The 1,537-nt window shown below is 65.9% G+C and carries 2 protein-coding genes; both read right to left on the minus strand.

What is annotated here, in order from left to right; all coding sequences use genetic code 11:
• Positions 1-15: 15 nt before the first annotated feature.
• Complete coding sequence (gene cysW, locus FJ867_RS28560) at positions 16-900, minus strand: sulfate ABC transporter permease subunit CysW (RefSeq protein WP_140633929.1); 885 nt, start codon at positions 898-900, stop codon at positions 16-18.
• On the minus strand, positions 893-1,537 hold a 645-nt coding region (gene cysT / locus FJ867_RS28565), incomplete at its 5' end, for a sulfate ABC transporter permease subunit CysT (RefSeq protein WP_140819257.1). The genes cysW and cysT, both read right to left, overlap by 8 nt.

Genomic DNA, 1,537 nt, shown 5'->3' on the forward strand with positions numbered 1-1,537 from the left:
TTTGGGCGACATGCATCAATGTCCACGCGCCGCGGCGATCTCGGCGCCGTAACGCATCTCGAGCAGTGTCTTCAGGACCAGCGTCACCAGCGCCAGGCCGGCCAGCAGCGAGGCGACGGCAAAGGCGCCGACGGCGTTGTATTCATTGTAGAGGATCTCGACATGCAGCGGCATGGTGTTGGTCAGGCCGCGTATATGGCCCGACACCACCGAGACCGCGCCGAACTCGCCCATGGCGCGCGCATTGCACAAGAGCACGCCGTAAAGCAGCCCCCATTTGACGTTGGGCAGCGTCACATACCAGAAGGCCTGCCAGCCATTGGCGCCGAGCGACAGCGCGGCCTCCTCGTCGCCATTGCCCTGTTCCTGCATCAGCGGGATCAGCTCGCGGGCAACGAAGGGGAAGGTGACGAAGATGGTGGCCAGCACAATGCCGGGCACGGCGAACAGGATGACGATGCCATGTGCCTTCAGCCAGGCGCCGAGCAGCCCCTGGGCGCCGAACAGAAGCACGTAGACCAGGCCCGAGATGACCGGCGAGACCGAGAAAGGCAGGTCGATCAGCGTGGTCAGGAAGGCCTTGCCCTTGAACTCGAACTTGGCGATCGCCCAGGCGGCCGAGATGCCGAAGACGACATTGAGCGGCACCGAGATCGCCGCCACCAGCAGCGTCAGCCGGATCGCCGAGCGCGTATCGGGATTGCCGAGCGCCTCGGTGTAGGCGCCGACGCCCTTGGCGAAGGCTTCGTTGAAGACGATGATCAGCGGCAACAGCAGGAAGATGCCGAGGAAGGCGAAGGCGATCGCCATCAGCACGGCCTGCGCCGGGCGGCTTTCGGTTACCGCCGCCGAGCGGCTGTCGTGATGCGGCTCGTAGGATTTGATCTCCGGATCAGCCATAGCGCTTGCGGCTCCATGTCTGCGCCAGGTTGACGATGAGCAGCATCAGGAACGACAGCGCCAGCATGATCGCGGCGATGGCGGTCGCCGCCGGGTAATTGTACTCCTCCAGCCGGATGACGATCAAAAGCGGCGCGATCTCGGACTTGTAGGGCAGGTTGCCGGCGATGAAGATGACCGAGCCGTATTCGCCGACGCCGCGCGCGAAGGCCAGCGCGAAACCGGTGACGATGGCCGGCGCCAGGCCCGGGAACAGCACCCGGGTGACGATCTGGAAGCGGCTGGCGCCGAGCGTGGCGGCGGCCTCCTCCACCTCCTTGTCGATCTCCTCCATGATCGGCTGCACGGTGCGCACGACGAAGGGCAGGCCGATGAAGACCAGCGCGATGACGATGCCGAGCGGGGTGTAGGCGACCTTGAGCCCAAGCGGCAGCAACAGCTTGCCGATCCAGCCATTGGGCGCGTAGAGCGTGGTCAGCGCGATGCCGGCCACCGCCGTCGGCAGCGCGAAGGGCAGGTCGACCATGGCATCGACGACGCGGCGGCCGGGAAAGCGGTAGCGCACCAGCACCCAGGCGACCAGCGTGCCGAACACGACATTGACGGCGGCCGCGACAAAGGCGGTGCCGAAGCTGAT

Origin of the sequence: Mesorhizobium sp. B2-5-3, from assembly GCF_006441005.1 — a bacterium.
In the GTDB taxonomy this organism is placed as follows: Bacteria; Pseudomonadota; Alphaproteobacteria; order Rhizobiales; family Rhizobiaceae; genus Mesorhizobium.